The sequence below is a fragment of the Nonomuraea sp. NPDC003727 genome, from assembly GCF_053586935.1.
On the sequence record NZ_JBSFNE010000007.1, the window covers coordinates 200,135 to 225,350 of the forward strand.

At 72.2% G+C, this 25,216-nt stretch carries 21 protein-coding genes; 15 read left to right on the forward strand and 6 right to left on the reverse strand.

Annotation, left to right across the window (positions count from 1 at the left end):
* Nucleotides 1–252 precede the first annotated feature (252 nt).
* The 6 genes from ACWDLG_RS19660 to ACWDLG_RS19685 all read left to right on the forward strand — a co-directional run bounded on the left by ACWDLG_RS19660 (nucleotide 253) and on the right by ACWDLG_RS19685 (nucleotide 5,470).
* Entirely contained in the window at nucleotides 253–1,407 is a 1,155-nt protein-coding gene (locus tag ACWDLG_RS19660) for a serine hydrolase domain-containing protein (RefSeq protein WP_449921807.1), read from the forward strand.
* A 121-nt stretch (nucleotides 1,408–1,528) separates the two neighbouring features.
* A complete protein-coding gene (locus ACWDLG_RS19665; RefSeq protein WP_449921809.1) occupies nucleotides 1,529–2,101 on the forward strand; it encodes an RNA polymerase sigma factor in 573 nt (190 codons plus the stop codon).
* Nucleotides 2,098–3,180 (forward strand): CU044_5270 family protein, encoded by a 1,083-nt coding sequence (locus tag ACWDLG_RS19670; RefSeq protein WP_449921811.1) that lies wholly within the window; start codon nucleotides 2,098–2,100, stop codon nucleotides 3,178–3,180. The genes ACWDLG_RS19665 and ACWDLG_RS19670 overlap by 4 nt, the downstream gene beginning before the upstream one ends.
* Before the next feature lie 95 nt (nucleotides 3,181–3,275).
* The gene (locus tag ACWDLG_RS19675; RefSeq protein ID WP_449921813.1) at nucleotides 3,276–4,430 is read left to right on the forward strand and encodes a nitroreductase family deazaflavin-dependent oxidoreductase; all 1,155 of its coding nucleotides are present in this window, start codon (nucleotides 3,276–3,278) and stop codon (nucleotides 4,428–4,430) included.
* 52 nt (nucleotides 4,431–4,482) lie between these two features.
* A complete protein-coding gene (locus ACWDLG_RS19680) occupies nucleotides 4,483–5,007 on the forward strand; it encodes a DoxX family protein (RefSeq protein WP_354915755.1) in 525 nt (174 codons plus the stop codon).
* 40 nt (nucleotides 5,008–5,047) lie between these two features.
* The gene (locus ACWDLG_RS19685) at nucleotides 5,048–5,470 is read left to right on the forward strand and encodes a hypothetical protein (RefSeq protein ID WP_449921815.1); all 423 of its coding nucleotides are present in this window, start codon (nucleotides 5,048–5,050) and stop codon (nucleotides 5,468–5,470) included.
* Nucleotides 5,471–6,015: 545 nt separating this feature from the next.
* Here ACWDLG_RS19685 and ACWDLG_RS19690 read toward each other — a convergent pair.
* On the reverse strand, nucleotides 6,016–7,176 hold the full coding sequence (locus ACWDLG_RS19690) for a serine hydrolase domain-containing protein (RefSeq protein ID WP_449921817.1): 1,161 nt from the start codon (nucleotides 7,174–7,176) through the stop codon (nucleotides 6,016–6,018).
* Between the two features lie 425 nt (nucleotides 7,177–7,601).
* Here ACWDLG_RS19690 and ACWDLG_RS19695 point away from each other — a divergent pair, with 425 nt between their 5' ends.
* The 7 genes from ACWDLG_RS19695 to ACWDLG_RS19725 all read left to right on the forward strand — a co-directional run bounded on the left by ACWDLG_RS19695 (nucleotide 7,602) and on the right by ACWDLG_RS19725 (nucleotide 16,863).
* On the forward strand, nucleotides 7,602–8,822 hold the full coding sequence (locus ACWDLG_RS19695; RefSeq protein ID WP_449921819.1) for a sensor histidine kinase: 1,221 nt from the start codon (nucleotides 7,602–7,604) through the stop codon (nucleotides 8,820–8,822).
* Nucleotides 8,819–9,562: a response regulator gene (locus ACWDLG_RS19700; protein WP_449921821.1), complete on the forward strand. Its 744-nt coding sequence runs from the start codon at nucleotides 8,819–8,821 to the stop codon at nucleotides 9,560–9,562. The genes ACWDLG_RS19695 and ACWDLG_RS19700 overlap by 4 nt, the downstream gene beginning before the upstream one ends.
* A 98-nt stretch (nucleotides 9,563–9,660) precedes the next feature.
* Complete coding sequence (locus ACWDLG_RS19705; protein ID WP_449921823.1) at nucleotides 9,661–13,158, forward strand: S8 family serine peptidase; 3,498 nt, start codon at nucleotides 9,661–9,663, stop codon at nucleotides 13,156–13,158.
* Nucleotides 13,159–13,324: 166 nt separating this feature from the next.
* Complete coding sequence (locus ACWDLG_RS19710; protein ID WP_449921824.1) at nucleotides 13,325–14,242, forward strand: ABC transporter ATP-binding protein; 918 nt, start codon at nucleotides 13,325–13,327, stop codon at nucleotides 14,240–14,242.
* Nucleotides 14,243–14,268: 26 nt separating this feature from the next.
* Nucleotides 14,269–14,973 (forward strand): ABC transporter permease, encoded by a 705-nt coding sequence (locus ACWDLG_RS19715; RefSeq protein WP_449921825.1) that lies wholly within the window; start codon nucleotides 14,269–14,271, stop codon nucleotides 14,971–14,973.
* Between the two features lie 5 nt (nucleotides 14,974–14,978).
* Complete coding sequence (locus ACWDLG_RS19720) at nucleotides 14,979–16,229, forward strand: sensor histidine kinase (RefSeq protein WP_449921826.1); 1,251 nt, start codon at nucleotides 14,979–14,981, stop codon at nucleotides 16,227–16,229.
* Nucleotides 16,222–16,863: a response regulator gene (locus ACWDLG_RS19725; protein WP_449921828.1), complete on the forward strand. Its 642-nt coding sequence runs from the start codon at nucleotides 16,222–16,224 to the stop codon at nucleotides 16,861–16,863. The genes ACWDLG_RS19720 and ACWDLG_RS19725 overlap by 8 nt, the downstream gene beginning before the upstream one ends.
* Nucleotides 16,864–16,865: 2 nt before the next feature.
* On the opposite strand, the gene ACWDLG_RS19730 is transcribed toward ACWDLG_RS19725, so the two are convergent.
* Entirely contained in the window at nucleotides 16,866–18,269 is a 1,404-nt protein-coding gene (locus tag ACWDLG_RS19730; RefSeq protein WP_449921830.1) for a hypothetical protein, read from the reverse strand.
* 46 nt (nucleotides 18,270–18,315) lie between these two features.
* Entirely contained in the window at nucleotides 18,316–19,047 is a 732-nt protein-coding gene (locus ACWDLG_RS19735; protein WP_449921831.1) for a DUF427 domain-containing protein, read from the reverse strand.
* Between the two features lie 182 nt (nucleotides 19,048–19,229).
* Between ACWDLG_RS19735 and ACWDLG_RS19740 the strand changes: the two genes are divergently transcribed.
* Nucleotides 19,230–20,915: a glycosyl hydrolase family 18 protein gene (locus tag ACWDLG_RS19740; protein ID WP_449921833.1), complete on the forward strand. Its 1,686-nt coding sequence runs from the start codon at nucleotides 19,230–19,232 to the stop codon at nucleotides 20,913–20,915.
* Nucleotides 20,916–21,120: 205 nt separating this feature from the next.
* Here the strand turns inward: ACWDLG_RS19740 and ACWDLG_RS19745 are convergent, their stop codons facing one another.
* From ACWDLG_RS19745 to ACWDLG_RS19755, 3 genes are all read right to left on the reverse strand, one after another.
* Nucleotides 21,121–21,366 carry a hypothetical protein gene (locus ACWDLG_RS19745; protein WP_449921835.1) on the reverse strand — a complete coding sequence of 82 codons (246 nt, stop codon included), beginning with the start codon at nucleotides 21,364–21,366 and terminating at the stop codon, nucleotides 21,121–21,123.
* A gap of 178 nt (nucleotides 21,367–21,544) precedes the next feature.
* Nucleotides 21,545–21,940, reverse strand: coding sequence for a RidA family protein (locus ACWDLG_RS19750; RefSeq protein WP_449921836.1), 396 nt, complete (start codon nucleotides 21,938–21,940; stop codon nucleotides 21,545–21,547).
* 11 nt (nucleotides 21,941–21,951) lie between these two features.
* Nucleotides 21,952–23,121, reverse strand: coding sequence for an MFS transporter (locus ACWDLG_RS19755; protein WP_449921838.1), 1,170 nt, complete (start codon nucleotides 23,119–23,121; stop codon nucleotides 21,952–21,954).
* Nucleotides 23,122–23,224: 103 nt separating this feature from the next.
* On the opposite strand from ACWDLG_RS19755, the gene ACWDLG_RS19760 reads away from it, so the two are divergent.
* Entirely contained in the window at nucleotides 23,225–25,174 is a 1,950-nt protein-coding gene (locus ACWDLG_RS19760) for an amino acid transporter (RefSeq protein ID WP_449921840.1), read from the forward strand.
* The last annotated feature ends 42 nt before the right edge of the window (nucleotides 25,175–25,216 follow it).

Here is a 25,216-nt window from a genome sequence, read left to right on the forward strand (position 1 = left end):
CGATCGGTGCCGGCACGCCCACCTCGCGGGCGGCCCACCCGACGCCGGGCCACCGCACTCCTCCGCGCCCATCGCCCAGCACGCGAGGCCCTACGCCGGGCCTCGCTCCCCCGCGCCCAAGCCGTACGCCGGGCCGTACCCCCGGAGTAGCGCCGCCGTGCGCGTTCCGTGGCGCGGCATCTCGAAAACACTCATCCACGAGCGGGTCCGTGCCGCCCTGGCACGGCCCGCGCGACCCCGAAGGACACCCTCATGCTCACACGCACCACCGGCCTGCTGCTCATCACCGGGGCCATGGTCGCCGCAGGTGCCATGCCCCACGCCGCGTCCGCCGAGCCCGGCCACGCCGGAGTCCAGCGCGTGCTCGACCGCGCCGTGACCGAGGGCGGCGTTCCCGGCATCCTCGCCGAGATCCGCGACGGCCGGCAGCGCTGGTACGGCACGGCGGGCGTGGCCGACACCGCGACCGGCAGGGAGCGCCGTCCGCAGGACCGCTTCCGCATCGGCAGCACCACCAAGGCGTTCGTGGCCACCGTGGTCCTTCGGCTCGCCGCCGAGGGCAGGCTCGATCTCGACGACACCGTGGAGAAGTGGCTGCCCGGCCTGGTCCGCGGCAACGGCCACGACGGCGCGGCGGTCACCCTCAGGCAGTTGCTCGGCAACACCAGCGGGATCCACGACTACCTGCAGGATCAGGCGGCGGTGAACCAGCACGAGTACCCCACCCCTGAGCAGCTCGTCCGCATCGCGATGACCCACCCGCCCGTCTTCCGGCCCGGCACGAGCTGGGGGTACTCCCAGACCAACTACGTGCTCGCCGGCATGGTCGTCGAGCGGGCGACCGGCAGGACGCTGGCCGACGAGATCGCCCAGCGGATCACCGGCCCGCTCGGACTGTCAGGGACGTACCTGCCGCGCGCCGACGACCTGACGATCCGCGGGCCGCACTCCCTGCACTACACCAGGCTCAACTCGCCCGAACCCGACGCCAAGATCTACGACGTGACCGAGTTGAACACCTCCCCGTTCTGGGCGGCCGGCGGCATGATCTCCACGGCCGGAGACCTCAACCGGTTCTTCCGCGCGCTGCTGGGCGGCCGGCTCCTGCCGCCGGCCCAGCAGCGCGAGATGTTCACCACGGTCCCGACCAAGGACTGGATCCCCGGCACCGCCTACGGCCTCGGCGTCTCCTCGATGAAACTGCCGTGCGGCACGACTGTCTGGGGCATGGGCGGCGCCATCTTCGGCTCGTGGTCGTACACGTACGGCACCCGCGACGGCAGCCGCGTGCTCGCGACCAACGTCAACGGCGACTGGGCCCGCGGCCCGTGGAAGGACCCGCTCGGCATCTTCACCGACGTGCTGGAGGCGGAGTTCTGCCCCGGCGGCGCCTCCCGGCGGTCGTAGGCACCGCGGCGGGACCGGGGACGCGACCCGGTCCCGCCGTTCTGCCCGGTGCGGCGCTGTAAGAAAGAGCGGGTTTCGACCACTTCCCTAGTGACGGCCCACCGAAGGGAAGGAACGACACATGACCGAACCTGATCCTCGGGATCGGTTCACCTCCCTGTACGACTCCTGCTACGCGAGCGTGTACGCGTACGCGGTCAGTCGTGCGGGGCGGCAGCTCGCCGAGGAGGTGGCGAGCGAGACGTTCTGCGTCGCGTGGCAGCGAATCGACGACGTGCCGGCCCAGGCGCTCCCCTGGCTGCTCGGCGTCGCCCGCAACGTCCTGCGCGAGTCGTACCGGGCGGAGGCGCGCCGCCAGTCGCTCGAGGCCGAGCTGTCGGCGTGGGTCTCGGCCGAGGAGCTGACGGCGGGCGACGTCGCGGAGTCGGTGACCGAGAGGGCAGCACACCTGCGGGGGCTGGCGGCGCTCTCCGACGACGACCGCGAAGTGCTCACCCTGGTCGCCTGGCACGGCCTGCGGGCCGCGGACGCGGCGAAGGTCGTCGGCTGCTCCACCGCCACGTTCTTCGTCCGGCTGCACCGGGCCCGGCGCCGCCTGGAGCGCGCGCTCGCCCCGAGGTCCGGCTCGACCGCCGGCACCGCCCTCCTCCTCTCCCCCGAGCCGCTCGCAGTCACGAAGGAGGCAACCCGATGAGCAGGACCGATGTGATGAAGGGGCTCTCGAAGGCCCGTCCCGCCGCTCTCACGCCGCCGGACGACCCCGCGCGTCTCGAGCGGATCATCGCCGCCGCGGCCGTACGGCCGCCCGCGAAGGTGGCCGCGCCCGGGCGGCGCCGTACCACGATGGGGTGGGGGCTGACGGCCGGGGCGCTGGCCGCGGGCCTCACGGCGGTCGTGGTCCTGACCCCTGGAACGGCCGGCGACCAGGGCGTGGATCCCGCCGTGCGGGGGATGTTGCTCACCGCGGCGGAGCAGACCATGAAGACGCCGCAGACCGCGGGACGGTACTGGCACACCCGCGGGGTGAACTCCGGTGCCCGCTTCTCTGAAAGGCGGACGCAGGGGGTCTGCCGCGACGAGACGTGGGTGGCGCGGTCGCCCGAGGACCCGAGCTGGTGGATCGTCCACTCCTGGACCCGCGTGGCGGCCGTCGACGGGGCCCCGCCGCCCCAGGACGGCGTGTGGAGCTCGGCGCAGGAGCACTTCGTCTGTGCCCGCGGCAACCGCGAGCTGTCCGACCCGACGGGCGAGACCCCCTACGCCAGCCGGCTCAACTCCTTCGCCGAGCCGGGGTCGAGCTGGCCGAACATCAACGGCAAGGCGGTGAGCGTCGCCGAGATCGAGCGCCTGCCCACCGATCCGGAGGAACTGAAGCGGGTGCTGATCCAGTGGCAGGGCGACGGGGTCAGCGAGCCGCGACGCACCCAGCTTCTCGTCGAGCAGGCGGCCGAACTGCTGCTCGAGCTGCCCGCACCCGCCGGTGTCAGGGCGGGGCTGTTCCGGATGATGGCCGATCTTCCGGGAGTGCGTTCGCTCGGCGGCGTGCGGGACCCGCTCGGCCGCGCCGCGGACGGGGTCGCCCTGCGGACCTGCGAGCCCGGCTACGGCACCGACCTGCAGCTCCTGTTCGACAAGGACGCCGGCCGCCTGCTGTCGGTGAACAGGTCGGCCGGCTCGCAGGGCTGCTCGGACCTCCGGCCCGCCGGGTGGAGCGCCGTCCTGGAGACCGGCTGGACGGACGAGTCGCCCGAGCTTCCCGCGAACCGCTCGTGACCGCTTGACTTGAACCCCGCTTCAGGTTTCAGACTTCCGGCGTGGCCGTCGCCGCTCGCGACGCCGTACTGAACCTGACTCGCGGAGGAATCGCCATGCCGGAACAGCCGACCGCCGACCTGTGGCCCGACATCGCCCGCCCCGACGCCGGCACCGTCCTGGTGACGGAGTCGCCCGCTCAGCACCGCGCCACGGTGGAGCAGGCCGTCGCCGGCCTGGAGCGCGGGCCCTGGCCGGAGGGGCTCCTCTCGTTCAGCGCCTTCGCGAGCACCGACGGGGAGAAGGTGCTCACCTACACCCAGTGGGCGGACGGCGGCGCCGACCGGGAGTTCACGGCCGGCGCCACCGGTGCCGAGCCGGTCGAGTACCGGCTCTACCGCGCCGTCCCGAAGAACGGCGTGCCCTCTCCCCCACAGGACGGCCCGCCGTCCCCCGGGATTCTCGTGGCGGCCGGTGTCGGGTTCGACGGCCCTGACCCGGAACGGCAGCGGCGCTGGGTCGACACCGTGCTGGCCGCGCTGGACGGCGAGACGGCACCCGCGCCGGGCGGGATCTCGGGCTACTTCCACGTCAGCACCGACGGCACCCGCGCGCTCGCCTACGCGGAGTGGACCGACGAGCAGGCGCACCGCGACGCCGTCGAGGGCTCCGGTCAGGGCACGGTGGGGTCGTCGCCCGGGTGGCGGCTGGTCAGGGAGTTCCCGGGGGTGACGAGTGGCGGCTTCACCCGCTATCGCCTGCTGCGCAGCCTGTCCACGCCCGCACCGGGGACCCAGGACGAGACGGGAACCCGGGACGAGGTCAGGGCGCAGGACGAGGTCGTCGACAACCCGACCGGCTGGGTCGCCGCGCACATCCAGGCCTACGTCGAGTCCGACGGCGCCCGTGGCCACCTGTACCAGGGCTGGCCGACGCTGCTGCTCACCACCCGGGGCCGCCGGTCGGGCAAGCGGCGCCGTACCGCGCTGATCTACGGCCAGGACGGCGACCGCTACCTGCTGGTGGCCTCGAACGCCGGGTCGGCCCAGCACCCCGCCTGGTATCTCAACCTGATCGCGGATCCCGAGGTCGACGTCCAGGTCGCCGCGGAGAAGTTCACCGCCCGCGCCCGTCTCGCCACCGCCGAGGAGAAGGGGCCGCTGTGGGAGCGGATGGCGGAGATCTTTCCGCTCTATGACAGCTACCAGGAGAAATCCGCTCGCGACATCCCGCTGGTGATCCTCGAGCGCCTTGACGGCAAGAAGAGCTGATCCAGAATTCGGTCCACTCATAATGCCTGCTCCAGCCGGGTAAGAACGTCGTATGAAGGTGAAGGCCGAGGACATTGGAGTGCTGCTGCTGCGCGTGCCCGCCGGACTGCTGCTCATGGGGCACGGCGCGCAGAAGCTGTTCGGCTGGTTCGACGGCGGCGGCCCCGACAAGACCGGCGAGGTGATGACCGCGCTCGGATACCCGCACGGCAAGCTCGTCGGCACGGTCGCGGGGCTCGGCGAGCTCGGCTCCGGCGCGGGGATCGCCCTGGGCGCGGCCACACCGGTGTCGGCCGCCGGACTCATCGCCACGATGACCAACGCGATCGTCGCCGCCCACCTGCCGCAGGGGCTGTGGGCGCAGCACGGCGGGTTCGAGTACCCGCTCGTGCTCGGCACGGCCGCGACGGCGCTGGCGGTGCACGGCCCTGGCAGCCTGTCGGTCGACGCGATGCTCGGCGTCGAGCGCAAGGGGCTCACCTGGGGGATGGTGGCGCTGGTTCTCGGCGTCAGCAGCGCGGCGGTCGTCCTCTCGTTGCGCCGGCAGAACCAGGCCGGCGAGGCGGAGAATCCGTAGATCGGGTGAGCCGTTCGCCGATCTCATACGTCAAACGGTCATGAGGATCTGGCGAATCGCGCTTCTCCCGGCGCTCCTGCTGTCCCTGGGACTCTCCTCCGCGCAGCCCGCCCAGGCGGCCGACGTCGAGACGAAGGTGCTCGTCGCGCTCCGCAAGCAGGGCGGTTTCGCGGGCTTCGACGACCGGGTGACCGTCTACACCAACGGGTGCGTACGGCTGAGCCGCAGGACCGGGCCGACCGTCGACAAGTGCCTGACCAAGAAGGAGGTCGCCGCACTTCGCGGCCACCTGAAGCGCCTGCGCCTGGGCCGCTCCGAGGCGCAGCCGCAGGGGGCCGACTTCATCAAGTACACGATCAGCTACAAGGGTCACCGCGCCAGCCGCTACACGCTGACCACCAGCTGGAGCCCGGTCGTGCGGAACCTGGAGCAGCTCCTCGAGAGGTACTGGGCGCCGGACTGAGGCACGACCCTCCGGCCGCCCCGCCTGCGCGCAGCTTCTCCGCTGGACGGCAGGTTCTCCTCTTGACGGCAGGTTCTCCGCTGGACGGCAGGTTCTTCGCTGGACGGCAGGTCAGGGACGTATTGGAGCTCCACCCTGACGATCCGGCCGTCCCGCCGGGTGAAGCCGTCGTGGGCGCGCCGGCCGTCCGGATCGCTGGGCGCCCAGCGGACAGACACGTCGGCGATCTCGGCGTCCTGCGCGAGCGACCTCCCGTGAAGGACCAGCCCTCCCGCGGGGAGCCGGCGAGCACCGATTGAGAGGACCGGCGACCCCCGGGAAGGACCGGCGAACTCCCGCGCAGAGCCGGCGAGCACCGGTTGAGAGGGCCGGCGACCCCGGGGAGGACCGGTGAACTACCGCGCAGATCGAGCAACCTCCTGTGGGGAGCCGGCGACCTCCCGCGGAGGACCGGCGACCCCCGCTGAAGGGCCGGCGACCCCCGGGAGGGCCGGTGGCCTCCGGTGGAGGTCGGGTGCAGGGGCCGGGCGAAGGGTGGGTGGGGCTCAGGAGGCCGTCGAGCGGTCGCAGAGGGCCCGGTCGATCAGGTCGCCCACGGCCTTCTCCTGCGCCATGGACCGCTGGTCGCCCAGCTGCGTGCTCATGGACACCACGACGCTGCGGCGGCCGTCCGCCGTGACCCCGGTCCGCGTCTTGTACCCGTAGTCGTCGCCGCCGTGGTGCCAGTAGACGCCCCCGCACGACAGCGGCCGCGAGCTGAGCCCCAGGCCGTAGCGGGCTCCGGGCCAGACCGCCTCGTGAGCGGGGGCCCTGACGGTCTTCTTCATCTCGGCGAGCTGCTCGGCGGGCACCAGCGTGCCGCCCAGCAGGGCGCGCAGGAACCGGTTGGTGTCGGCGGTGGTGGAGATGAGGCCGCCGGCGGCGTCGCCGTCGAAGTGCTTGGTGACGTCCAGCGGGGCGGCCGGCGGAATGATCAAGTAGCCCCTGGCATGCGGGTGCGGGACGTCGTTCGAGGTGCCCGACCACACGGTACGGCGCAGCCCGAGCGGCCGGCTGATCCGGTCGGCGACCTCCTGGTGCCACGCCCGCCCGGTGACCTTCTTGATGATCATGCTGATCAGCAGGTAGCCGGTGTTGGAGTAGCGCCAGGCGGTGCCGGGCGCGAAGTCCGGCTTGTGCTTCACGGCCTTGGCGACGATCTCCTCCTCGGTGAACCGGTCGTACCGGTGCTCCAGGAGCTCCTCGACCGAGGCGTAGGCGGGGTAGGCGTCGTAGATGCCGCTGGTGTGCTGGAGGAGCTGGCGGACGGTGATCTTGCTGCCGTCGTTGCCGTTGCCCTGGACGACTCCGGGCAGCAGTTCCTCCACCGTGTCGTCGAGGGAGAGCTTGCCCTCGGCCGCGAGCTGCAGGACCACGGCGGCCACGAACGTCTTGGTGGTGCTGGCGATCCTCAGGTAGCCGTTGGCGGGGACGGGGCGCCGGGTCCCGTGGACGGCGGTGCCGCTGGTGGCCACCAGGTTCGCGCCGGTCGGGGTGACCACCCGGGCCTGCACGCCGATGGTGCCGATCTTCTTGAGCGCGTCGACGTCGCGTTGGAGGTCGGCCTGGCCGTACCGTGGCGTGGCGGTGGCGCCGGCGGGGAGGGCGGTGGCGAGCACGGCCGCGGCCACGGCGGTCAGCAGCGCGGAGCGGGGTGTGTGACGCATGTGTTCTCCTGGGTGTTCGGATCTGTGGTTCACTTCCGCGAAGCCCCGGCGAGGCCCCCGGGACGACCCGAGGAAGCCCGGGACCGCCCACGGAAGCCCCGGGACGATCCACGGAAGTCCGGGGACGGCCCGAGGAGGCCCCGGGACCGTCCGCGGAAGCCGGGGACTGCCCGCGGCAGCCCCGGGATCGCGTGGAGGCCCCGGGACGGCCCCGCCGGTGCCGTGAAGGCGCTGGACGCCGGGGAGAGCCGGGGAAGGCCCTCCGTCGGGGGTTCGCGATACGACCCTAGAAAAGGGAAACGGCCAGGTGATCGGCCGTGAGCGGGGTTCCGGCGTCGGCCGGAAGGAGGATCTGCGGGCCGTACGGGCAACTTTGGATGCGTATGGCGGGAACACGCCCTCCCCCGCTCTAGGGTGGCGTGGTGATGGGGAGGATCCCGGCCGCGCGGCGGTGGTTCGCCGAGCACCCCCGCGTGGCCGACGTCATGCTCGCCGCCGCGCTGACCACGGAGGTGCTGCTGGTCAGAGTGAGCGTCGGGATTCCCGACGATCCCGGCAGGACGGCCGTGGTAGGGGCGTTGCTGCTCGCGCAGGCTGTCCCGCTGCTGTGGCGCAGGTCGCGAGCCTGGCTCGTGATGGCCGTGGTGAGTGTCGCCTACATGGCGTTCGAGATGGCCGATCCCATGATCGGGTTCCGCGACGGCCTGTCCGTGGGGTTCGCCGTCTACGCCGTCGCCCGCTACACGTCCCCACCGGCGAGCCTGGCGGCGGTCGGCGCGGGGGTGGTCGTGGTGCTCGCGCCCGATGTGGTGCTCAGACCGCTGGCGGGCATGCCGCTGCCGCCCGACCTGCGCCCCGGGTTCGTGGAGGGCCTGCTGGTCATCGGGCTGCTGTGGGGGGTGTGGCTGCTGGGCAGCTCCCAGCGCCACATCCGCGCCGACGCGGCCACGTTGCTGGAGCTGACCGCGCGGTTGCGCGCCGAGCAGGAGGTGAGCGCCGCGCGGGCGGTGACCGCCGAGCGCTCCCGCATCGCCAGGGACCTGCACGACCTGGTGGCCCACCACGTCAGCGCCATCGCCATGCAGGCGCGGGTCACGGCCGAGGTGCTGACCGACGATCCCGAGCTGGCGGGCCGCGGCATGGCGGGGATCGGGACGGCCGCCGACACGGCGCTGCTGGAGATGCGCAGAATGCTCAAGCTTCTGGCGGACGACGAGGCGGGAGCGGCGGGGCCGCTCAGCCCGGAGCCGTCGCTGCGGCACCTCCACCGGCTCGCGTCGGCGGCGCGGGCGGCCGGCGGCGAGGTCGAGGTGAGCGTCGAGATCGGTCCCGACGGGGAGGGCGGGGTGCCGCCCGCCGTCCAGGTGTCGGCCTGCCGGGTGGTGCAGGAGGCGCTGACGAACGTCCTCAAGCACGCGGGCCCCACCTCGGCCCGCGTCGAGGTGCGGCAGGTGGGAGAGGAGCTCGTCGTGATGGTCGCCAACGCCCCCGGTCCGCCGGGGCACGTGCCCATGACGGGCTCGGGGCTGGGACTGATCGGCATGCGGGAGCGCGTCGCGCTGTTCGGCGGCACGCTCGGCGCCGGTCCTCGCCCGGACGGCGGCTGGCAGATCCTGGCGACCTTCCGATGGGAGGGGGCGGCGTGACGACCGCGGGAGACGCGGCCGCGGGCGGGGTGACGACGGTCCGGGTGCTGATCGCCGACGACCAGGATCTGGTCCGGGCGGCCCTGCGCGCCATGCTGGACCGGCGGCCGGGTCTGGAGGTGGTCGGCGACGTGGCCGACGGCGAGCAGGTGGTGGCCGCCGCCGTCGAGCTGCGGCCTGACGTGGTGCTCATGGACGTGCGCATGCCCGGCATGACGGGCATCGAGGCCACGGGACGCATCGTGGGCACCTGGCCGTACCCGGGTCCGGCCCCGAGGGTCCTGGTGCTGACCACCTTCGACCTCGACGAGTACGTCCACGCCGCGCTGCGCGCCGGGGCCAGCGGTTTCCTGCTGAAGAACTCCTCGCCCGACCAGCTCGCCCACGCCATCAGGGTGGTGGCCGCCGGGGAGGCCATGCTGGCGCCCGCCGTCACCCAGCGGCTGATCGGCGCCTTCGCCGCGATCCCGCCCGCCCTGCTGGCCCGGCCGGCGCCGGCCGAGGGCGCGGGACGGCTGGACAGCCTCACCCGGCGGGAGTTGGAGGTGCTCGTGCTGGTCGCCAGGGGCCTGTCCAACGCCCGGATCGCCGAGAGCCTCAAGCTGTCGGAGGCCGGGGTGAAGAGCAGGGTCAACCGCATCCTCACCCGGCTCGGCCTGGACAACCGCGTCCAGGCGGCCATCCTGGCGCACGAGTGCGGCCTCCTCGACGGCGGCTGGGCGGACCCTCACATCCGATAGGTCACATTTCCCACATATGCCGCACTGACCTCTTGAAAAGCTGACTGACGGGGGTCACGCTTCGTGCACATGGAGGTAAAGATCGCCTAGGAGCGCCCGTGACCCAGTCCCCCCGGCACCGGCGAGCGATCCTGTTAGGGATCCTCGCGATGCTCGCCCTCCTTCTCCCCTTCGGCGTCGCGCACGCCGCACCGGAACCACAGAAGATCAGCGAAGCCGTCCGCGCCGACCTGTCCCAGGACGACAAGGCCAGGTTCTGGGTGCGGTTGAAGGGCGAGGCCGGCCTCAGCGCCGCGCACCGGGCCACCACCAAGGTCGACAAGGCCAGGCAGGTCTTCGCCGCCAAGACGCAGCACGCCAGTGCCTCCCAGGCGAACCTCCGCAAGCTGCTCGAGGCCCGCGACGCCGAGTTCACCCCCTTCTGGATCGTCAACGCGGTCGTCGTCACCGCCGACGCCAAGCTCGCCGCCGAGATCGCCGAGCTGCCCGAAGTCACGGCCATCGAGCCGGTCAGGACGCTCTCCCTGCCCAAGCCCGTCCCCGGTACGGCGGAGGCGAAGGTCAACGCCGTCGAGTGGAACGTCGACCGCGTCAACGCCCCCCGCGTCTGGAACGAGCTGGGCACCAGGGGCGAGGGCGTCGTCGTCGCGCACATCGACACCGGCGCCCAGTTCGACCACCCGGAGATCGCCGCGCAGTACCGGGGCAGGATCCCGGGCGGCGGCTACGACCACGACTACAACTGGTTCGACCCCGCGCGGGTCTGCCCCAGCCCGGCCCCGTGTGACAACAACGGCCACGGCACCCACGTGATGGGCACCATGGTGGGCGCCTCGGGCATCGGCGTCGCGCCCGGCGCCACGTGGATCGCGGCCAAGGGCTGCGAGGGCCAGACCTGCACGGACGCCTCGCTGCTGGCGGCCGGCCAGTGGGTGCTCGCGCCGACGGACCTGACCGGCGCCAACCCGCGCCCCGACCTGGCCCCGGACATCGTCAACAACTCCTGGGGCGGGCCCGGCTTCGACCCCTGGTACAAGGCGACGGTCGACGCGTGGATCGCGGCCGGGATCTTCCCGATGTTCGCCAACGGCAACGAGGGGCCCGCCTGCCGTACCAGTGGCTCGCCCGGCCAGTACGTGACCGGTTACAGCACCGGCGGCTTCGACGTGAACAACGTCGTCTACAACCGCTCCAGCCGGGGCGAGGGCGAGAACGGCGAGATCAAGCCGAACATCTCGGCGCCCGCCGTGAACGTCCGCTCGTCGGTGCCCGGCGGCGGCTACAGCAGCTTCACCGGCACCTCGATGGCCTCGCCGCACGTGGCGGCCACGGTCGCGCTGATCTGGTCGGCCTCGCCGCGCCTGCAGGGCGACATCGCGGCGACACGGCCGCTGCTGGACAGCACCGCGATCGACGTCAACGACACCACCTGCGGCGGCACCGCGGCCGACAACAACGTGTGGGGCGAGGGCCGGCTCGACGCCTTCGCCGCGGTCAGCGCCGCGCCACGCGAAGGGCTCGGCGGGCTCAAGGGCACGATCACCGCGGAGGGCGCGCCGGTCGCGGGCGCCACTGTCGCCGTCACGGGGCCGCTGAGCCGTACGGTCACCACCGGACAGGACGGCGCCTACACCCTGCCGCGCCTGGTGCCCGGCGAGTACCGGATCACGGTGACCAAGTTCGGCTACGGCGAGGCCACCGCGACCGCCACGGTCGTCGCCGAGCAGAGCACGACCACGGACGTGACGCTGACGCCGACCGCCTCGGCCGTCGTCTCCGGTACGGTCACCACCGCCGGCACGCCCGAGCCGGGCGCCACGGTCGCCGCCCGGGGCACGCCGGTCAGCGCGGTCACCGACGCGTCGGGCAGGTACCGGCTGACGCTGCCGCACGGCAGCTACGAGCTCACCGTCACCCCTGCCTCGCGCTGCTCCAGCGGCGCCACCGCCGAGGTCACCGTCGCGGGCGACGTGACCAAGGACATCGAGCTGCCGCTGCGCGGCGACAACTTCGGCTACACCTGCAGGAGCGGCTCCGACGCCTACGTGGCCGGCACCGAGAAGCTCGCGCTCACCGGCGACGACGAGGCGACGCAGGTGACGCTGCCGTTCACCGTTCCCTACTACGGCACGGGCCAGTCGCGCGCGTGGGTGACCACCAACGGCTTCGCCACCTTCGCCACCGACCGGGCCACCTCGGGCAGCAACGGCACCCTCCCGACGACCACGGCGCCCAACCTGGCGGTCTACCCGTTCTGGGACGACCTGGTGGTGGACGCCCAGGCGGGCGTCCACACCGCGACGAGCGGCACCGCTCCCCGCAGGACCTTCGTCATCGAGTGGCGGAACGTCACCTTCTACTCCGACACCACCCAGCGGATGTCGTTCTCCGTCGTGCTGGGCGAGGACGGCTCGATCGGCTACCGCTACAAGGACGTGGACAGCGAGCGGGAGCAGGGGTCGAGCGCCACCGTCGGCATCGAGAACGCGGGCGGCACCGACGCCCTGCTGTACTCCTACAACGCCGCGGCGCTCGCCAACGGGCAGAGCCTGACGGTGACGCCGAGCAGGCACGGCCTGGCGATCGGCACCGTCACCGACGCCAACGACGGCGACCCGCTCGCCGGGGCGCAGGTGAGGATCGGCGACGTGGCGACCTTCACCACCGGCGCGGACGGCACCTTCTACGGGCAGGTCCCGGCCGGCGACTACACGGTGGAGGTCTCCAGGGAGCACTACGGCACCTTCTCCAAGCAGGTCACCATCGCGCCCGGCACGCTCACCAGGATCGACACCGCGCTGGTCACCGGGCGGGTGAGCGCCTCGGTGGCCGAGGTGACCGTGGTGATGCCCGCGGGGGCGAGCAGGACCCGCACGGTGGAGCTGACCAACCTGGGCTCGCCCACCGCCTACACGGCCACGACGGCCGACGGGGCGTGGCTCTCCGTCACCCCGGCCGCGGGCGAGCTGGCCAAGGGGCAGTCGGCGGCCCTGAAGATCACCGCCTCCGGCGCCGGGCTCCAGCCGGGCAGCGTCAGGACCGGCACGCTGACCGTCCGCTCGGCCAGCGGCCGGCAGCCGGTCATCGAGATCAAGGTGACGGTCGCGGTGCCGAAGCTCCAGGTGGCCGTGGACGCGGGCGGCACCAAGGCGCTGGTGGACGGCGAGGGCGACGCCTGGACGGCCGACCGGAAGTACGCCCAGGGCGCCCACGGCTACGTCGCCACCTCCTCCTCGACGCACTCCACGACCAGGACCATCCAGGGCACGACCGAGCAGGAGCTGTTCCGCCGGGTCAGGGAGAACATGCTGGAGTACCGCTTCGACAACGTCCCGTCCGGCACGTACACCGTGGAGCTGGGCTTCGCGGAGACCAGGTCGACGGCGATGGGCAAGCGCGTCTTCGACGTGATCGTCGAGGGCCAGCTGGCCATCCCGGCGCTCGACCTGGCGCTGGAGGCCGGCACGTACACCGCGGTGACCAGGCAGCACACGGTGAAGGTGACCGACGGCCAGCTCAACGTGCGCTTCGCGGCACGCAAGGGGGCGCCGATCGTCAGCTTCGTCCGCATCTCGGAGCGGCCCGACAAGCCGTGACATGACGCCGCGGCCCCCTCCGCCCGGAGGGGGCCGCGGCCGTTTACCGGGCCGGTCGCGCGGTCCGCCATCCACCGTTCGGTGGATTCGGGGATCAGCAGGATCGGCCGGTGATCGTGGCCGCGCGGCCGATTCGCCGCCGGGCGCGGCGGATCATGCTTCTTACATGGCAGTCATCGAGGTCAACGACCTGACCAAGAAGTACGCGGACCTGACGGTCCTGGACAGGATGTCGTTCTCCGTGGAGGAGGGCGAGATCTTCGGCATCCTCGGCCCCAACGGAGCCGGCAAGACCACGACGGTGGAGTGCGTGGAGGGCCTGCGGCGGCCCGACGGCGGGTCGATCAGGGTGCTCGGGCTCGACCCGGTCAAGGACGGCCGCCGGCTGCGGGAGCGCATCGGCGTCCAGCTGCAGCACACCCAGCTGCCGGAGAACATCAAGGTGTGGGAGGCGCTCGACCTCTACGCCGCCTTCTACGCCGAGCCCCGCGACTGGCGGCGGCTGCTGGAGGAGTGGGGCCTGGCCGACAAGCGCGACACCCGCTTCGGGAAGCTGTCGGGCGGCCAGAAGCAGCGGCTGTTCATCGCGCTGGCGCTGGTGGGCAACCCCCGGGTGGCCTTCCTCGACGAGCTCACCACGGGGCTCGACCCGCAGGCCCGCCGCGCCACCTGGGAGCTGATCAAGCAGGTCAGGGCGTCGGGCGTGACCGTGGTGCTGGTCAGCCACTTCATGGACGAGGTGGAGGAGCTGTGCGACAGGGTGGCGGTCGTCGACCGCGGCTCCGTCGTCGCGCTCGACACGCCCGCCGGCCTGATCGACGCGACCGACGCCGAGCACCAGATGCGCTTCACGCTCATGGCGGGCGAGGCCACCGACCCGGCGGTCCTGCTGGGCGGCCTGCCCGGCGTCTCGGGCGTGTCCAGGAACGGCGGTCAGGTGGTCGTCAGCGGACGGGGCGACTTCGCCACGGCCGTCACCGCCACCCTGGCCCGCAACCACGTCCTGGTCGCCGACCTGCGCATCGACAAGCGCACCCTCGACGACGCGTTCGTGGCCCTGACCGGCCGTTCCTTCCACCGCTGACCACCCGTTCCCCAGGGAGACCCGCCATGACCGCGATCACCAAGCTCACCACCGTCGAGCTGAAGCTGCTCGTCCGCGAGCCCGGCTCGATGTTCACCGTCCTCATCCCCCTCTTCATCCTGGTGATCTTCGGCAGCTCGATCACGCCGGGCGACACCGTGCTGCTGCCCATGTCGCTGGCGATCGCCGTGGGGCTCGTGGCCCTGTACATGCTGCCCACCACCCTGGCCACCTACCGGGAGCGCGGCATCCTGCGCAGGCTCTCCACCACTCCGGTCCGGCCGGGGAGCATGCTGGCGGTCCAGCTGATCCTGCAGCTGGTCCTCGTGGTGGTCGCCTGCGGCCTGCTGGTCGCCGTCGCGGGGACGATCCTCGGCGCCGACCTGCCCGACCGCGTCCTGCCGCTGGCCGCCGCCTTCGCGCTGGGCACGGCCGCGATGTTCGCGATCGGCCTGCTCATCGCGGCCGTGGCCGCCAACGGCCGCGCCGCCAACGGTGTGGGTGTCCTGCTGTACTTCCCGATGGCCTACCTCGCCGGACTTATCCAGCCGACGACCCAGATGCCGGTTTTCCTGGCCCGCGTCGGCGCGTACACTCCCCTGGGCGCCTTCAGGCAGGCGCTGCAGGACGTCTGGGCGGGCGGTACGCCGAGCCTCCTGCTGCTGGGCGTCATGGCCGCGTACGCGGTGATCGTCAGCCTGGCCGCGGCCACGTTCTTCCGCTGGGAGTGATCACGATGTCGGTGGCGGGTGAGCGCCTCGACCGGTGGGAGAGGCGCCTGGACGGCTTCATGTCCGCCACGCCCTACCTCCTCCTGGCGATCTCCACGACGCTCGCCTGGCTCACCGGTGACTCCGCGTGGGACCACCGCCTGGTCACCCTCGGCCTGGCCGCCCTCGCCGCCGCCTGGATCCGGGTGATGACCGCCCGCCGCCCCTCGTGGCGGTCGAACGGCACCGCGGGAGCCGTCTACATCACCGGCCTGGTGGTCCTGATCGCGGTGCTGAGCACCCGCGGGGTGTGGTTCGCCGGCTTCTTCGCCTTCACCGGCTACCTCCACTCCTGGCACTACCTCCAGGGGAAGTGGAGGTTCGCGGGAGTGACCGCCACCGCGGCGATCTGCATCACCGCCTACACCGGCGGGCTGCCCGCGCCCACCCCGTCCGCCGTCCTGACCCATCTCTTCTTCATCGCCGCGATCGTGGCCGTCGTGAGCCTGTTCAGCTTCGTCGGCGAGGTCACGGCCGAGCGCAGCGCCGAACGGAAGCGGATGGTGGCCCAGCTCGAGGAGACGATGCGGGAGAACGCGGGGCTGCACACCCAGCTGCTGATCCAGGCGCGGGAGGCAGGCGTGCTCGACGAACGGCAGCGCATGGCGGGCGAGATCCACGACACGATCGCCCAGGGGCTGACCGGCATCATCACCCAGCTCCAGGCCGCGGCGCACGCCAAGGAGTCGGGCGAGGACCACGCCGAGTGGCGGCGCCACGTCGACAACGCCACCCGCCTGGCCCGCGAGAGCCTCGCCGAGGCGCGCCGGTCCGTCCACGCCGTCGGGCCCGGCCAGCTGGAGTCGGCGCCGCTCCCCGACGCGCTGGCCGAGGTGGCCGGCGCCTGGTCGGAGCTCAACGGCGTGCGCGCCGACGTCACCACGACCGGTACGGCCCGCCCCCTGCATCCCGAACTGGAGACGACCCTGCTGCGGACAGCCCAGGAAGCCCTCGCGAACGTGGCCAAGCACGCACGCGCCACCCGCGTCGGGATCACCCTGTCGTACATGGAGGACCTGGTCACCCTGGACGTGCGCGACGACGGCGCGGGCTTCGACCCCGAGCGCGTCGCGGACGGCGGCGGTTTCGGCCTGACGTCCATGCGCCGGCGGGTGAGCCGCCTGGCGGGCACCCTGGAGATCGAGTCAGAGCCCGGCGGCGGCACCGCGGTCTCCGCGAGTGTCCCCGCCGTCACGAGGGAGGCCCCGCATGTCTGAGACCCCCGTCAGGCTGCTGATCGCCGACGACCACCCCATCGTCCGCGACGGCATCCGCGGGATGTTCACCGCGGACCCGCGCTTCGAGGTGGTCGGCGAGGCGGGCGACGGCGCACAGGCCGTCGAGCTCGCCCGCGCACTGCGCCCCGACGTCGTCCTCATGGACCTGCGGATGCCGAGGATGGACGGCGTGACGGCCATCAAGAAGCTCGCCGAGATCGGCAGCACGGCCCGCGTCCTCGTGCTCACCACCTACGACACCGACAGCGACGTGCTGCCCGCCATCGAGGCAGGAGCCACCGGCTACCTCCTCAAGGACGCGCCGCGCGACGAGCTCATGCGGGCCGTCCACGCGGCGGCCCGCGGCGAGGCCGTCCTGTCCCCCTCGGTCGCCACCCGCCTGCTCGGCCGGGTGCGCGCGCCCGTCGACCCGCTGAGCGCCAGGGAGCTGGAGATCCTGCGGCTGATCGCCCAGGGCACCACCAACCGCGAGGCGGCCGCGCGCCTGTTCATCAGCGAGGCCACGGTCAAGACCCACGTGCTGCACATCTACACCAAGCTCGGCGTCAACGACCGCGCGGCGGCCGTCGCGGTCGCCTACCAGCGCGGGCTGCTCACCCTCGACGACGGCTGACGCTACTTCTTCAGCACCACCGTCCTGCGGGACTCACCCGGATAGACCATGACGAGGAACCGCTGGCGAGCGTCGCCGTCCTCCTCCAGCGCGGCCGCGCTGCCGCGCACGTGCACGCGGATCCGGTAGCGGCCCGGCCCCTTCACGAGCGGGTCGGGGAAGGTCTCGTCCTCCCAGGTGGACAGCTCGCCCGTGGGGCTGGTGTAGCCGATCTCGACGACCTTCTCCCAGCCGGCGCGCTCGACCGGGGGACGCCTGCCGTACCCCTCGACCGTGACGCAGACGTGCATCGCCTCGTCCGCGGTGAGGACGGAGACCTCGCCGTCGACGGCTCCCACGAGGTCGTTGCCGAACGCCTTGTCGAGCGACGCGCCGTTCCAGTCCTCGTTCTCGACGGCGGTCACCGCGCCGAAGTCCGACCACACCGGCGCCGTGCCCCGCACCGCCGGCCTGATCCGCGGCCGGTGCGGCGGGCCGGTCGCGCAGCGTTCCTTCGCGGTCGCGTTGAACGCGTCGTTCTCCGCGTCCTGCCGTTGCCGCTCGGCCTGTTCCCTGGCGTCCACCTCGGGGCAGAGCAGCGCCAGTGCCTGCGTGGTGCCGAAGCCGGCGGCGTCCACGCCGGTCCGGGCGCGGAGCCGCTCGATCTCTCCGGGGTCGGCGCGCATGCTCGCCCGGCACAGGCTCCTGCCGAAGGCGACCAGTTCGGCGTCGGGCCGTTCGGCGAACGTCCGCGGCACGACGTACTCCTCCCGCCGCGCCACGCAGACGAAGGCCCGTTCCCTGTCGGCCCGGCTGACCGGCTGATCGCCGTAGCTCAGGCGCCAGCGCCCGCAGCCCTCCGCGTCGGCCTGCGTCACCTTCCCCACGACCCCGTCGCCGTTGTGCAGGGCCAGCAGCAGCAGCAGGCCGGAGACGGCGGCGACCGCCGCACGCGCGATCCGGCCTCGCGGGCGCGTTCGGGGCACCCGCACCGCGACGAGGATCAGCACGCCGGCGAGCACGTCGCACGCGTTCCAGAGGGCGAACCCGTCCAGGGCGAAGAACGGCGCCCATGACCGCGCGCACTCCGCCTCTACCGCCAGATCGACCGCCGCGAACCCGAGCGTCATGAGGGAACCCCACGTCAGCCCGAACCCGGTCAGCCAGCCCACGGCGCGGCCCCAGCGCGGCGACCTCCTGCGCATCAGGAGCAGCCAGAGGCCGAACCCGGTCAGGACGATCACCGGTTGCGGCACCACGGCCAGCGGCAGGAGCGCCATGCCGACCTCGCCGTGGAGATCGAAGCCCGGACACGGCTGCCCCGCGATGATCGCGAGACCGGGCTCCGCGAGGAAGGCGGCCCCTTCGCGCACCACGATCAGCACCAGGGCGACCGCCCACAGGACGATTGATGATCGCCGTAACATGGGCCGCCACCCTACCGCCCGGCTCCGACAGGCCGCCGGAAACGACCTAGCTGAACGGGGTCTTCGGGCGGTCCTGCGGCTGCTCGTCGACGTAGATGTCCACCTTCTCGTTGTAGAAGGCGATCAGCCCGCCGATCCGCTGGCTCTCGGGCAGCGGCGTGCGGTACGACCAGGCCAGATCCCTGCGGCCGTTGACCGTCCAGTACTCCGCCGTCCCCTTGTACGGGCACTGGGTGGCGGTGTCGGTCGGCTCCAGCAGGTCGAAGCGGACGTCCGTCTTCGGCAGGTAGTACCGCGGCGGCAGCCCCGTCTCGAACAGGATCACCGGGCGCGTCGAGTCGGCCACGGTCACGCCGTCGACCTCGACCCTGACCCGGCGGGAGCTGGGCAGGATGTCGACGCGCGTGTAGGGGTCGCGAGGGTGGACGTAGACCTCCTCGTCCTCCTCGAACCAGGCGTCCATCGCCGACCACTCCAGCCGGACGTACTCCCGTAGCTCCTCGATCGGGGAGTCGGGGTGGGTGAGGGCCGCGTCGGCCGCCTCCTTGCCGTCCACGACGACGGTGTGGACGACGCCCTCGCCGCGGCTGGGCGAGTGGGTGGTGGCGCCGGTCGGCTTGAGCTCCGCCCGCTCGAGGTCGGCGAGGGGCAGGTAGTAGGTCGGGTAGTGGGGGCTCTCCCAGACCAGGAGCGCCCGCGTCGTGTCGACGATCTTGCGTCCGCCGAGGTAGGTGCGCACGCGCTTCGCCGTCGGCTCGACCTTCAATCGGCTCTTCATTCCTTCGCCAACCCCGCCGGCGCCCGGCCTATTCCTCAGGCGAGTGTGCGCGAGTGTATTGACGCTGCCGCAGGTAGAGGTTAACGTCATCTCAAAATTAAAAGGAAACCTTACTAATAGTTTCCTGATCAGGCCTCCCATCCCACACCCCGTTCACCCCCCAACAGGATGTCGGAGCATCGATGAGACACACCGTCCTCAGCAAGGTCCTCGCAGGCGCGGCGGCGTTACTCATGCCGCTCACCGCGGCCGCCGTCGCCCCCGCCAGCGCGTACGGCGCCGCCACCTCCACCAGCTCGGCGGCCGCCTTCGCCGCCTGGGCGCCGTGGACCGCCTACACGGCCGGCACCCGCGTCACCTACAACGGCGTCGAGTACGAGTGCCTGCAGAGCCACACCTCCCAGCCCGGCTGGGAGCCGCCCAACGTCCCCGCCCTGTGGAAGGTCGCGGGCGGCGGCGGAGGCGACACCACCGCGCCGTCCGTCCCCGGCAACGTGCGCTCCACCGGCGTCACCTCCAACAGCGTCTCGCTGGCCTGGAACGCCTCCACCGACAACGTCGGCGTCACCGGCTACGAGATCTACCGCGGCGGCACCCTCGTCAGCACCGTCACCGGCACCACCCACACCGACACCGGCCTGACCGCCAACACCGCCTACACCTACACCGTCCGCGCCCGCGACGCCGCCGGCAACCAGTCCGCCCACAGCACCGCCGTCACCGCCACAACCACGGGCGGCGGCGGAGGCGGCGGCAACAAGGTCCTCGGCTACTTCGTCCAGTGGGGCGTCTACCAGCGCGCCTACCACGTCAAGAACATCGACACCAGCGGCTCGGCGGCCAAGCTGACCCACATCAACTACGCCTTCGGCAACGTCCAGAACGGCCAGTGCACGATCGGCGGCAGCTACGCCGACTACGACCGCTTCTACCAGGCGGGCGAGAGCGTGGACGGCGTCGCCGACACGTGGGACGCCGGCGCCCTGCGCGGCAACTTCAACCAGTTGCGCAAGCTCAAGAAGAAGTACCCGAACCTCAAGGTGCTGTTCTCCTTCGGCGGCTGGACCTGGTCCGGCGGCTTCGGCCAGGCCGCGCAGAACCCCACCGCCTTCGCCGAGTCCTGCTACCGCCTGGTGGAGGACCCGCGCTGGGCCGACGTCTTCGACGGCATCGACATCGACTGGGAGTACCCGAACGCCTGCGGCCTCACCTGCGACACCAGCGGGCCCGCCGCGTTCAGGAACCTGATGTCCGCCCTGCGCACCCGCTTCGGCTCGGGCAACCTGGTCACCGCGGCCATCACCGCCGACGGCACCAGCGGCGGCAAGATCGACGCGGCCGACTACGGCGGCGCCGCGCAGTACGTCGACTGGTACAACGTCATGACCTACGACTTCTTCGGCGCGTGGGCGGCCCAGGGCCCGACCGCCCCGCACTCGCCGCTCACCAGCTACAACGGCATCCCGATCGCGGGCTTCCACTCCGACAGCGCCATCCAGAAGCTGAAGAGCAAGGGCGTCCCGGCCAGCAAGCTCCTGCTCGGCATCGGCTTCTACGGCCGCGGCTGGACCGGCGTCACCCAGGCCGCGCCCGGCGGCACGGCGACGGGCCCCGCGCCCGGCACCTACGAGCAGGGCATCGAGGACTACAAGGTCCTCAAGACCCGCTGCCCCGCCACTGGGACGGTCGCGGGCACGGCCTACGCCTACTGCGGCAACCAGTGGTGGAGCTACGACACGCCGAGCACGATCGGCGGCAAGATGAGCTACTCGAAGGACCAGGGCCTGGGCGGCGCGTTCTTCTGGGAGCTCAGCGGTGACACCACCAACGGCGAGCTGATCACCGCGATGAAGAACGGCCTGGGGTGACCTCGGGCTGACCCGTCAGGGCCGGTCTCCGCTCAGGGGACCGGCCCTCCCTCTGTCCCGCCGAACACCACGGGGCCTCGCCAGACACCAGGGAGCCTGTCTCTCCGAACACCACAGGGCCTATCTCCGGACGCCACGGGGCCTGGCTCTCCGGACGCCACGGGGTCGCCGGGACCGCCCAGGCGGGCGCAGGAGTGGAACGCGTTCAGCGGGAGGCGACGAACAGCGTGTGGGTGGCCGAGCGGCTCAGGTCGTGCCGTTCGACCTGGCCGAGCCCGGCATCGGCCAGCCAGCCGGCCACCGTGCGCGTGCTGGGCACGCCGCCGCCCTGGGTGTGCCACAGGTTGAGGCCGAAGCCGGCGGTGAAGGCGCCCTCCGCCGCTCCCGCCCGGTGCTCGGCGACCGTCTCGAGGACCAGCACCCGCCCGCCCGACCGGGTCGCGGCGGCCACAGGCCACTTCCGGAGGGACAGACACCCGGCCGGAGCGACCCCGGCAGGCCGGGATGCCCCAGGCAGGCCCGAAGCACCCCCAGGCACACCCGAAGCGGCCGAAGCGGGCAGGCAGGCCCGAAGCGCCGGGCCATCGGGGGCGGGCCGCCAGCAGGGGCGGGCCGTCAGGAGCGGGCGGTCAGGGGCGGGCCGCGACGGCGTCGATCTCGAAGAGCATGCCGGGCAGCGCGAGCGCCGCCACCCCGATCAGCGTCTGCACGGGCGGCCGGTCGCCCCAGATCTCGCCGATCGCCCCGGCGATCACGGCCAGCTTGTCGAGGTCGTGGTCCACGACGAACGTGCGGATCTGCGCCACGTCCTGGACGGACAGTCCGGCCGCCGCCAGCGCCGCGCGCAGGTTGTCGAGTGACTGCGCGACCTGCTCGGCGAAGTCGGGCGAGGTGACGTGCCCTTCGTGGTCGGAGGCGTACTGCCCGGCGATGATGACGAGCTCGCCGGTGACCTGGGCGACGTGGCTGTAGCCGAAGGAGACCGGGTCGTGCAGGGTGGCCGGGTTGACGATGGTGACGGACATGCGGGGTTCCTTTACTTGTCGCGGGTGGTGACGGCGAAGGCGGACAGCAGGACGGCGGCGGCGAGCCACAGGGCGGCGACCGTGCCGAGCCGGTCGACGGCCAGGCCGCCGAGCAGCGCGCCGAGGGCGATCGACAGGTTGAAGGTGGCGACGAGGAGCGACGAGGCCGCCTCGGTCGCCTGGGGCGCGGCCTTCAGCATCCAACTCTGCAGGCTCACCGACACGCCTCCGTAGGCCAGGCCCCAGACGACCAGCAGGGCGATGCCGGCGGCGGGCGTCCCGCCGTACGCGGCCAGCAGGGCCGTGGTGGCGGTCAACGCGAGCGTGATCACCAGGAGCGTGCCCCGGGGACGGCGGGCGGCGCGGGCGCCGGCCAGGAAGTTGCCGGCGATGCCCGCCACGCCGTAGCCGAGGAGCAGCAGGCTGATGAGGTCGGGGTCGATCCCGGAGATCTCCTGTAGGACCGGGCGGACGAAGGTGTAGGCGGCGAAGTGGCCGGTGATCAGCAGGAGTGTCAGGGCCACGCCGACCCGTACGGCACGCACGCGCAGCAGCCGGGGCAGCTCGCCGAAGGTGATCGTCCGGGTGGCGGGCAGCGCGGGCACCAGCAGGACCAGGCACGCCAGCGCGACCAGCCCCAGGATCCCCACCGCGCCGAAGGCGAGGCGCCAGCCGCCGAGCTCCCCGGCGAGCGTTCCCGCGGGGACGCCGGCGACGGAGGCGGTGGACACCCCACCGAAGATCACCGCGGTGGCGCGGGCGACGTGCCGCTCGGGTACCAGCCGGAGGGCGAGCCCGCCCGCGACGGCCCAGAACCCGCCGACGCTCACGCCGACGGCCAGCCGGGCGGCGAGCACGACGGCGAAGTCCGGTGCCACGGCGCCGGCGAGGTTGGCCAGGCCCATGAGTCCGGTGAGCGTGACCAGCATGACGCGTCGGTCGATCCGCCCGGCCGCGACGGTGAGCAGCGGCGCGGCGATCGCGGCCACCAGGCCGGGGACGGTCACCATCAGGCCCGCCGCGCCTTCGGAGACGCGCAGGTCGGCACTGATGGGGGTGAGCAGGCCGACCGGCAGCAGCTCGGAGGTCATCAGGGAGAAGATCCCCAACGCCACGGCCGCGACGGCGAGCCATCCTCTGGTCGCCGATCGGCTCAGCGCCTCATTCAAGACATCAGACATCCAGAATCACCTTCCACGACGACCCAGGAGAAGGGCGCGGATATTTCTGGATATTAGATGTCTAGAATGCTCGCCGCAACTCTGAGCGGGTAGGGCGGAGGACATGGTTCGCCACGGATCGCTGGACGAGGACACACCCGCCGCACCGCACGCCGCCGGCAGGAACCCGGTCACGGCCTGGCTGCTGGACGGCCTGAGACCGGAGGACCGCCACTCGACCGGGATGCACGAGGAACATCCCGACAAGCAATACCCGTGGTGGCAGACGATGTGCCTGACCGGCGTGGACTACTTCTCCACGCTGGGCTACCAGCCGGGCATCGCGGCCCTGGCGGCCGGGGCCCTCTCCCCCGTCGCGACCTCGTTCCTGGTGCTCCTGACGCTGTTCGGCGCGCTGCCCACTTATCGGGCGGTGGCGGCGGAGAGCCCCAGGGGCCTCGGCTCGATCGCGATGCTGGAGAACCTGCTGCCCAGCTGGTGGGGCAAGCTCCTGGTGCTGGTCCTGCTGGGCTTCGTGGCGACGGCGTTCATCTTCACGATCACACTGTCCGCCTCCGACGCGACCGCGCACGTCGTGGAGAACCCGTTCTTCCCCGCCGCCCTGCACGGCCAGGAGGTCCTCGTCACGATCCTGCTGATCCTCGCGCTGGGCGCGATCTTCCTGCGCGGCTTCAGCGAGGCGATCGGCCTCGCGGTGGTCCTCGTGGCCGTCTACCTCTCGCTCAACCTCGTGGTCGTGGGCATGGGCCTGCTCCAGGTGATCGAGCACCCGGCCCTGGTGGACGGCTGGCAGGAGGCGCTGACGACGGGCTATTCGGGCCCGCTCGCGATGATCGGCGTCTCCCTCCTCGTCCTGCCCAGGCTCGCCCTGGGCCTGTCGGGCTTCGAGACGGGCGTCGCCGTGATGCCGCAGATCCGGGGCGACCTGGAGGAGCGCATCAGAGGCGCCCGCCGGCTGCTCACCACCGCCGCGCTGATCATGAGCGGGTTCCTGATCGCCAGCAGCTTCGCCACGGCCATCCTCATCCCGCACGAGGAGTTCGAGGAGGGCGGCAAGGCGAGCGGGCGGGCGCTGGCCTTCCTCGCCCACGAGTACCTCGACGACTGGTTCGGCACGGTCTACGACCTCAGCACCATCGCCATCCTGTGGTTCGCGGGCGCCTCCGCCATGACCGGCCTGCTCAACATCGTCCCCCGCTACCTGCCCAGGTACGGCATGGCGCCGGACTGGGCCCGCGCCATCAGGCCGCTGGTGCTGGTGTTCACCGCGATCGCCGTCGTGATCACCATCGCGTTCGACGCCGAGGTCGAGTCCCAGGGCGGCGCGTACGCCACGGGCGTCCTGGCGCTGATCCTGTCGGCGGCCGTGGCCGTCACGATCTCCCGCTACCGCCAGGGCAGGCGCGCGGCCGTCTACGGGTTCGGGGTGATCGCCCTCGTCCTCGGCTACGCGACCGTGGTCAACATCGTCGAACGCCCCGACGGCCTGAAGATCGCGCTGCTGTTCGTCCTGGCCATCGTCGTCACCTCGATCATCTCCCGTGCCACCCGCTCGACCGAGCTGCGGGTCGGCCATATCGAGTTCGACCCCACCGCGCTGCGCCTGGTCCGGGAGATCGACGGCCCGCTGCGCGTGATCGCCAACGAACCCGACGAGCGCGACCCTCTGGAGTACGCCGAGAAGGAGCGGGAGGCCAGGGAGCACCACCATCTGCCGCCGGACGAGCCGGTGCTCTTCCTCGAGGTGACCGTCGGTGACGCGTCCGAGTTCTCGTCGGACCTGAAGGTGGTCGGCGAGGAGCGTCACGGCTACCGCGTTCTGCGGGTGTGCGGTTCCAACGTGCCCAACACGATCGCGGCGATCCTGCTCCGCCTGCGGGACGTCACGGGCAAGAAGCCGCACGTCTACTTCCACTGGATGGAGGGCGATCCGGTCAAGGCGATGCTGCGCTACCTGCTGTTCGGCGGCGGTGACGTGCCGCCGCTGACGCGCGAGGTGCTCCGCCAGGCCGAGCCCGACCCGGCCAAGCGACCACAGGTGCACGTCGGCTGATCAGGCCGAACCGCCGGTGCCCGCCCGGCCGACCAGCCGCAA